We start from the raw sequence: 8,877 nt of genomic DNA, 5'->3' as shown, positions 1-8,877 counted from the left end.
GGTCACTTCAATACTTTTAACGCTCTGGTGGGTAATAGCTGAAATTTCCTTGCTCGTCATGTTTAATTTTAAGAAAGTACAAATTTTAACTTCTCCCGGAGTGAGATCCAGAGCATATTCTTTTAGTCTTTTATAATAATCATTGTGCACCTGTTTAAACCGGAGCTCAAATTCTTCCCATACATCCTCACTGGCACCTCCTTGCAAATCAAAAATAATTCTTTGAATCAAATTATGATTTTCGGGTTTCATGCGTTTTTTCAACTGAAGAAGACGGTTTGATATACTGCCAAGTAATTCATTTTTCTTCAGTAAATACAGAACTGTTGCTGCCAACTCTTTATCTTTCATCACAATGTCTTGATTTCTTAACTCCAGATCTTGCTCTAAGCTTCGATTTTCCAACTGAATTCGTTTGGACCGATCTTTTGCCAAACTATACAACAGGCCAGTGATAATAAACCCCAGAGCCAAAATTGAAATGATCAAACTATTTCGCAAATCACGTTTCTGCAGTTCCGCCTCTCTTATTTTCTCCTCTTTTTCATATTCATACTTCACTTGAAGTTTAGTTTGCTCTTTTATAGATGCCTCATTGATCAAACTATCGCTAAGCATTTTATACTCCTTAAAGGCTTTCAATGATTTATCGTAAAATCCTTTTGATTCATAGAGCATAGATAAATTGCGTGCTGCTGTCTCCCTAGTTAATTTTGCGCCTGCGCTTGAAGCCAGATCTTTTGCTTTCTCTGCTGAAATTAAAGCATGATCAAAATTACCTGTAAGCATATAATAACCAGTTAGATTATTATAAGACTTAGCCATTCCATTTAAATCATCAATGGCCTGACGATGCTTTAAGGATTCTTGAAGATAATAGTAGGCCTCTTCTTCCTTATTCTGCTTTAGTGACACATTTCCAAGGTTATTATATATAACTCCCAAATTCTGGTGATCGTTCAACTTTTCTGCAAGAGTTAATGCTTTCTTATAGTACATCAAGGCGGTATCATTCTCATCTTTCTCCTCATAGAGATTAGCAATACCATTAAAGAGCGTATGAATCCGGTCATCGCCCAAGCCCCTCCCTTCTGTTTTCGAATTATTATGCAAATAAAGCGCTTTGTGATAATACACCAAAGCCTTGTCAAAATCTTTCATCTTGTCAAAAAGAGCTCCCAGATTATGATATAAGGCAAAAAGATAATTTACATTATTAGAGCTCTCCAATACCGTTAAACTTTTCAAATATTTCCCGAGGGCTTCACTATAGTTCCCCATAAAAACCAATGAATTACCTATCTTATGTTCTGAAATTGCGATTAGGATTGGATTTTCGATATCATTGGCTATTTCAAGTGCCTGAGTGGAATATTTATGAGACTGTCTAAGATCATCTACCCAGTAATAATCCGATAGTTCCCATAGTGTTTTTACCTTGAGGCTGTCTCTTTTTGAATTTTGTAATTGAACCAATAAACTATCTAAAGCTATTTTATCTTGTGAAAAAAGAAGACTAGGAACGAAAATCAAAAATAATAGAGAAAATCGCAACAGAGAAGTTAGAAATGATATTAGAAAAGGGAAGGTACGTTTCATACGAATTAGGGTTAGGGTTTAGGCTATTCTATTAAGATGGTTCAGTCATAGAATAAAAATCCTACATCAGAAAAAACCATCTCCAAAACACAAGACGCCAAATTAAGCAAAAGGTTGCGTACGATCTTATAAAGCTTATCAAAACTCATCCTATTTTTTTTGAAACCGGATCTCTTAATATCTAAAAAATTGAAACTCGTACTGTATGAGAAAAGGAACCCACCTTTTCAGCAGATCCCTTAAATATTAGTCTAATAATCAATAAAGTCTAGTTTTATTATTTGGAAAAATATTTCTTCAAAAATTTATTTAAGCCTTTTTTGTTTCTCTGTTCAAACGAAGGATGTGCATGATAATTTCCGCCTATTATTTGAGAACAAATGGTTCCCCAATTGGGCAGCCCGCCTAGATTTCTATCATCAATATAAATATCCGCATTAATTTTTCTGCTTATGCTCTCATCAAAAATTTCTTCTGGGTAATTTTTATTCACAGAATAAAATTCAAGTCCATTCTCTCTACAAAATTCAATGGCATCATCCAGTTCTTTTCCTGAGCGATAAGTCCACAAAATCAATTGATGACCTTGTTCTTGTATCGATTTTAAACTTTCAATGGCAAAAGGAATCTCTTTTCCCAAATCAGGATATCGATGTTCTACAATTGTACCATCAAAATCAACCGCTATAATCATGCTTCTCAAATTGGTTTATTGTCTTAAATTATTAAAAGTATGCGACATACTGATCAATATTTTACATTTTTTATAAATTATGCCTCATTACTTCTTGCAACAATGATTTTAATTCTATTATCACACCTAAAGACCTATTCTGATTCTAAAAAAGAGTTAAGTCAAAAAAAACTATAATCATGTTTATCACAAAAAAAGAAACGTTAAATTCAATAATAACTCAACGAACTTTCCCTACATGAGTATATTAGCAACGTGTAAAAAACAAGTGAAATTCAGTTTTTGATTTTCACCCCATTCTAAATAAGCTTCATTCACAGATCCCAGTATACATTTTATTGATAAGTAACATTTTTTAAGACACTGAAGGCCTGAACTTAAATAGATATTTTATAGATTTGCTCATTCAAAACTATTTAGAATTAGAACAAAAAAACATAATATGGATCTTTTTAAACCTATGAACTTAGAGGAAAAGAAATCGACTACAGCTGAAGGTGATATTGAAAGAGTAAAATGTCTAATCGTTGGATCAGGCCCTGCTGGATATACTGCTGCAATTTACGCAGCACGTGCTAATCTAAGCCCTGTTGTTATTGAAGGTTTGCAACCTGGAGGGCAATTAACTACAACGACTGAGATTGACAATTTCCCTGGATACCCTGATGGAGTTACAGGTACTGAAATGATGGCTGACCTTAAAAAGCAAGCTGAACGTTTTGGAACAGATTGTCGTTGGGGTGTTGTTACTTCTGTTGATTTCTCATCATACCCTCACAAAGTTGTGGTTGATGGTAACAAAACTATCGAAGCAGAAACTGTTATTTTAGGAACGGGTGCTACTGCAAAATACTTAGGTCTTGAATCAGAGACCAAATATGCTGGATCAGGTGTTTCTGCTTGTGCAACTTGCGATGGTTTCTTTTACCGTGGTATGGATGTCGCTGTTGTTGGCGGTGGTGATACTGCTGCTGAAGAAGCAACCTACCTGGCTGGTCTTTGTAATAAAGTCTACTTAATTGTTCGTAAGCCCTTCTTACGTGCATCTAAAGTAATGCAAGATCGTGTTGACCGTACTGAAAATATAGAAGTTTTATATGAACACAACACTAAAGAAATTACTGGTGATGGTGTTGTTCAAAGTGCAACTTTAATCAAAAGATTAGGCGAAGAAGATGAGGAAGAAGTTAAAATTAAAATCGATGGTTTCTTCTTAGCAATTGGACATACTCCAAACTCAGATTTCTTTAAGGAATATATTACAACTGACGAGCATGGTTATGTGATTACTGAGCCAGATTCAACTCGAACTAACGTTCCTGGTGTATTTGCTTGTGGTGACCTTAAAGACTCTGTATACCGCCAGGCAGTTACATCTGCAGGTTCAGGTTGTATGGCTGCTATGGATGCTGAGAAATTTCTTGCTGAACGCGAGTAATACGCCTTCAAATGAATAAATTTAAACGCCACCTATTATGGGTGGCGTTTTGTTTTTCGGGTACAATGACCTGTATCAAATAAAAAATGCCCTTTCAAAAAAGAGCATTTGTTTTTCTATTTTTTATTAAGCTTACCACAACTTAAACTTACTTGTACTTGCAGGTTTTTTAGCGGCAACCTTAGGAACTTCTGAATCTAAAATCGTATTAATGTAACTCATACATTTTCCGCATCCCGTATTAGCACCTGTGTATCGACGAATTTCCTCGATAGTCGTTGCATATTTTTCGTGAATAGCTTTATCTATAGTATCTCTATCAACCATCTGACAATTACAAACAATATCTCTCATTCTATATTTCTATTTTCAATAATTACACTTTTGTTTAAAGCTCTTTTGGCTTTTCTTGCTTAAACAAAGATATAAAAAAAGACTCGCTATTTGTAACGAGTCTACATAAATATTATTGATGTATTGATTGAGTTCTACAATTGATTTTCCATAAAAATCTTAATATTTCGATACATATCAATAACGACATCGCTTTTAGGAAGGGTTTCGAAAATAGCTTTTATGTAACTTTTCTCACTCACCATTTTAAAACTTCTCTTGTGTTTCATATCAAAAATCCACGACATTTGAGATAATTTCAAATCATTCACCGTCTCAACATCTTCACGCTTTGCAACTTTATCAGCCATAATTGCATTGCACACTTTCTTAGCAATAGCTGGCATATCCTTTAGCTCCATATCTAAATGTCTATTAGGATGCACCTTTTTATGGGTGTAATAATCAGAAACGATTCTCAACACATCAATTCGATCAGCATCGCGAAGCAGATGAATTAAAACAAGTGATTGCTCATCAGAGTTTTTTGGCAATTCGCTTAAATCATGCATTTTAACACAATCAATCACCAACTGTCTCTCCTCTTCTTCCAGGGCCATCAACACCTCATGTTCTTCAATCACATTCAAACCAATCTGAATATGATTTGAATCTTCATTATCGGCATAAGTGCCATGCTTCACCAACTGCTCAAATCGTCCGATATCATGCAAGAGAGCTGCTGTTTGAAGTAGAAATAAATTTGATTCATCAATATTTATACTCAAAGCCAACTCATTAACATTCTCTATAACACGAGAAGCATGTTCTTTCAAAAGGTCAATATTGATCTGAATTTCAGGATCTTCACTTGAAAACTCTAAAACGTAAGCATCATACCAAGTTCTAATCTTATTATAGGATTCTTCTATCACAGTAAGTCTAATTTGATAATTCCTGCAAAACTACATCTTTTCCTCAAATTGCAAAAGGATTATTTGAATATGACTTGTTTATTTCACTCCCAACATAAAACACAAGTTGGTATACCAATAACTGCCAACCAATTACAAACTAAAATCCAAAAATACGAAGAGAAAATAACACAACAATCGGGATTAATAACCACCTACAAAATTAGATCCCCAACTTAAAGCAAAATGAGAGGCAACGAGCCCTCCTTAAATAATCAAGGCTTTCAGTAATTTCACTCATTAATAGATAAAATACAATATCCCTCCAATTAATACTTAACAGCACATCAAATAGTAACAAACTGAAACAATTGAAATACCTTATTCCAACCCACTTTTTATGAGTAAAACAAGCTTCAATCTTAATTTTAGCTTATTTTTGTGTGAACTAAACCGCTAAAAAGACCTATTTTCGCAGCAAGATTATCAAGTCTTCGTTCGAAACGAATAAAAAACGATTTCAAAAAAAAATGTTTACAAAAAAAGAGTATGATTTTTTGATTATTGGTAGCGGATTAGCTGGACTATATGCAGCCAATTATGCATCTGACTTTGGACGAGTTGTTCTCGTGACTAAAACTAATCTCAATGTTAGCAATTCCTACTATGCTCAAGGGGGGATTGCTGCAGTAACAGATTCAAACGACTCTCCAGATTTGCATTTGAAAGATACTTTTGAAGCAGGGCGTGGCTTGTGTGATTATCCTCCTGTTGACATTCTAGTTAACGAGGGGCCTGAAAGGATAAAAGACCTGATAGATATGGGAATGCAATTTGACACACTTGAGGGTGAGTTATCTCGCGGACTTGAAGGCGGGCATCACAGAAGAAGAGTTTTGCATGCTGGTGGTGATTCCACAGGGAAAGAGCTGGTTCAGTTTTTAACTCAAAAAATACTTGACAACAAAAATATTGAAGTTCTCGAAAATCAGATGGTTTATAAACTATTATGCAAGAACAAACAATGTTTTGGTGTTCTTACCTACAATCCTTGTGATCATACCAATCTTAAATTAAAGGCTAAGCATACATTTTTAGCCATGGGAGGTGCTTCTGCAATTTATCAACGAACAACCAATCCAGACACCACAGTTGGTGATGGTATTGCTCTGGCTTATGCTGAAGGAGTTGAACTTGCTGATATGGAGTTTATTCAATTTCACCCTTCAGCCTTTTACTCTGAAGACGGTAACACCTTTCTAATAAGCGAAGCCGTACGTGGAGAAGGAGCTCAACTATTCAATAAAAAAGGCGAACGTTTCATGCTCGACAAACATGAGCTTGCTGAATTAGCTCCTCGTGATGTGGTTGCACGTTCTATTTTTGAGCAAATGCAAGAAAATAAGGATGAATTTGTTTACTTAAGGCTCGATCATCTTGATTCGGAAATAATAAAACGACGCTTCCCTACTCTTTATAAAAAGTGTGCTCAGTTTGGAGTCGATATGTGTACTCAAGTTCCTATTGCTCCTGCTGCTCATTATATGGTTGGTGGCATTAAGACTGGATTAAATGGTGAAACGAATATTGCTAATCTTTACAGCTTTGGTGAACTAGCTTCTTCTGGTGTTATGGGAGCAAATCGTTTAGCTTCCAATTCACTTTTGGAATGTTTGGTATTTGGCAAACGTGCCATTACACATGCTACAAATCAATCTATAAATAATGATATTCCTAAGTTTGAAACAAAGGAATTGCATTGTAATCCTGATATAGAACATGAGTTTCTAAATCAAGTCAATCTTATTGCAAGTGCAATGAATAGCCTATTAGGTATTGTTCGTTGTCAGGCAGATATCAGTACTTTAATTGACAGCTTAGAATCGATTAAGCAAAATTTCCCATTCGAGGAAAATGAATATTATAGCACTAGAATGCTAAACTTATTAAAAGTTTGCGAACTGATGGCTAAAGCTGCTCTTCTACGTGAAGAGAGTCGTGGCGGTCATATCAGGAGCGATTTCGAACAAGAAAACAAAGCCTATATGGCTCATTCAATACAAACCAAAGACAAAGACTTATGCTTTGTTCCCATCGAAAATAAATAATAGAAGAATAAAAATGGAAGAAACCGGACTAAACTCACAGGAAGTCGATTTCATTATAGATCACGCCTTTCGCGAAGATATCGGAAGTGGCGACATTACAAGCAACAGTTTAATTCCTGAAAGCACAACGGCTAAAGCTAGTATGACAGCAAAAGCTGATGGTGTTATTGCAGGTTTACCTATTGCTAGAAAAGTTTTTGAAAAATTAGACTCTAATCTTATTTGGAAGCCTCTTGTAAAAGATGGAGACAGTGTAAAAAAAGGAGATTTAATTGTTGAAATTGAAGCTAGTTTCAGAGCCCTTTTAACAGGAGAACGCCTAGCTTTAAATTTACTGCAACGTTTATCGGGTATTGCTAGCGAAACGGCAAAGTATGTTAAGGAAGTTGAAGGAACTAAAGTTAAGATTTTAGATACCCGTAAAACGGTTCCTGGTCTGCGTACCTTCGATAAGTATGCTGTGAAAATGGGTGGTGGTACCAATCATCGTATTGGTTTATTCGACCTTGCAATGATTAAAGACAACCACATAAAGATTGCTGGTGGAATCGCTAAGGCTGTCGCTCAAGTTCGTGAATCTATTCCTACTGATATTAAAATTGAAGTAGAAACAACAACTCTTGACGAGGTTGCACAAGCTGCCGATGCTGGTGCTGATATTATCATGTTAGACAATATGAGTAATGAACTCATGACTGAAGCAGTACAACTAATTAATGGCAGATGTCTTGTTGAAGCATCGGGAAATATGAATATTGATCGCTTAAAAGGCGTTGCTGCAACCGGTATCGACGTGATTTCAGTGGGTGCATTAACACATTCCGTTATAGCTCTTGATATCAGTCAGAATATTTGCCAATTATAATCAGAGATTAAGATGGAAAAACAAGAAATAATCAAGCAAATTGAAGACTTGAAAGCGAAGAAGAATGCTGTTATTCTTGCACATTATTATACCGATACTGAAATTCAGGATTTAGCCGATTACGTTGGTGATTCATTAGGTTTAGCTCGACAAGCTGCTGAAACTACAGCAGACATTATTGTATTCTGTGGTGTTCACTTTATGGCTGAAACCGCAGCTATTACCTCTCCTGACAAAAAGGTTTTAATCCCTGCTCAACGTTGTGGTTGCTCATTAGCTGAAAGTATTACCGGAGCTGATATTAGAAAATGGAAGGATGCCAATCCTGATGGTCTTGTTGTTTCCTATGTCAATACAACCGCTGAAGTTAAGGCTGAAACGGACTATTGCTGTACCTCATCGAATGCTTTGCAAGTGATAGAATACTTGGGAAAAGATCAAAAAATATTCTTTACTCCAGACAAGAACCTTGGTGCTTATTTAAATAAGAAAACGGGTTCTAATATGGAGCTTTGGGATGGTGACTGTTGTGTTCATGAAAGAATATCTTCTGATATGGTTTTAGATATGCATCAGCAATACCCTGAAGCAGATATTCTGATTCATCCAGAAAGTAATTGCTCGGGTGATGATATGATTTTAGCTCATCCTAAAACATACTTCTACTCTACTGCCGGAATTATAAAACACGCTAAAGAGTCGGATAAAAAACAATTTATTATCGCAACAGAGAAGGGTACTTTACACCAACTACAGAAAGAGAATCCTAACAAGGAGTTTATTTTGGTTCATCCCAAAGTTATCTGTAGTTCCATGAAAAAAGTAACGCTACAAGGCTTATACGAAGCACTGCTTCATGAGCAATACCGCGTTGAGATAGATCCTGAGATCATAAAAAAAGCTCAGCTCTCAATAAACAGAATGTT

The 8,877-nt window shown here is 35.6% G+C and carries 8 protein-coding genes; 4 read left to right on the top strand and 4 right to left on the bottom strand.

Annotated features, from left to right (window positions below):
- Both ABY905_RS10515 and ABY905_RS10510 read right to left on the bottom strand, forming a co-directional pair.
- Window positions 1-1,599 (bottom strand): tetratricopeptide repeat protein (locus ABY905_RS10515; RefSeq protein ID WP_372643422.1); only part of this gene is annotated, 1,599 nt, incomplete at its 3' end.
- 277 nt (window positions 1,600-1,876) lie between these two features.
- Entirely contained in the window at window positions 1,877-2,293 is a 417-nt protein-coding gene (locus ABY905_RS10510) for a BT0820 family HAD-type phosphatase (protein ID WP_372643419.1), read from the bottom strand.
- Between the two features lie 442 nt (window positions 2,294-2,735).
- On the opposite strand from ABY905_RS10510, the gene trxB reads away from it, so the two are divergent.
- Window positions 2,736-3,731, top strand: coding sequence for a thioredoxin-disulfide reductase (trxB, locus tag ABY905_RS10505; RefSeq protein WP_372643417.1), 996 nt, complete (start codon window positions 2,736-2,738; stop codon window positions 3,729-3,731).
- 132 nt (window positions 3,732-3,863) lie between these two features.
- Here the strand turns inward: trxB and ABY905_RS10500 are convergent, their stop codons facing one another.
- Window positions 3,864-4,085, bottom strand: a complete 222-nt coding sequence (locus ABY905_RS10500) for a (2Fe-2S)-binding protein (protein WP_372643415.1) — start codon at window positions 4,083-4,085, stop codon at window positions 3,864-3,866.
- A 134-nt stretch (window positions 4,086-4,219) separates the two neighbouring features.
- On the bottom strand, window positions 4,220-4,999 hold the full coding sequence (locus ABY905_RS10495) for an HD domain-containing protein (RefSeq protein WP_372643413.1): 780 nt from the start codon (window positions 4,997-4,999) through the stop codon (window positions 4,220-4,222).
- A gap of 509 nt (window positions 5,000-5,508) precedes the next feature.
- On the opposite strand from ABY905_RS10495, the gene nadB reads away from it, so the two are divergent.
- The 3 genes from nadB to nadA all read left to right on the top strand — a co-directional run.
- On the top strand, window positions 5,509-7,086 hold the full coding sequence (gene nadB / locus ABY905_RS10490) for an L-aspartate oxidase (protein ID WP_372643411.1): 1,578 nt from the start codon (window positions 5,509-5,511) through the stop codon (window positions 7,084-7,086).
- A gap of 13 nt (window positions 7,087-7,099) precedes the next feature.
- Window positions 7,100-7,951, top strand: coding sequence for a carboxylating nicotinate-nucleotide diphosphorylase (gene nadC, locus ABY905_RS10485; protein ID WP_372643409.1), 852 nt, complete (start codon window positions 7,100-7,102; stop codon window positions 7,949-7,951).
- A 12-nt stretch (window positions 7,952-7,963) separates the two neighbouring features.
- On the top strand, window positions 7,964-8,877 hold a 914-nt coding region (gene nadA, locus ABY905_RS10480; RefSeq protein ID WP_372643407.1), incomplete at its 3' end, for a quinolinate synthase NadA.

The organism is Ancylomarina sp. (assembly GCF_041555295.1).
Classification (GTDB): domain Bacteria; phylum Bacteroidota; class Bacteroidia; order Bacteroidales; family Marinifilaceae; genus Ancylomarina.
Note: the sequence above shows the minus strand (reverse complement) of the source record. Positions and strands in the feature narration are given on the sequence as shown.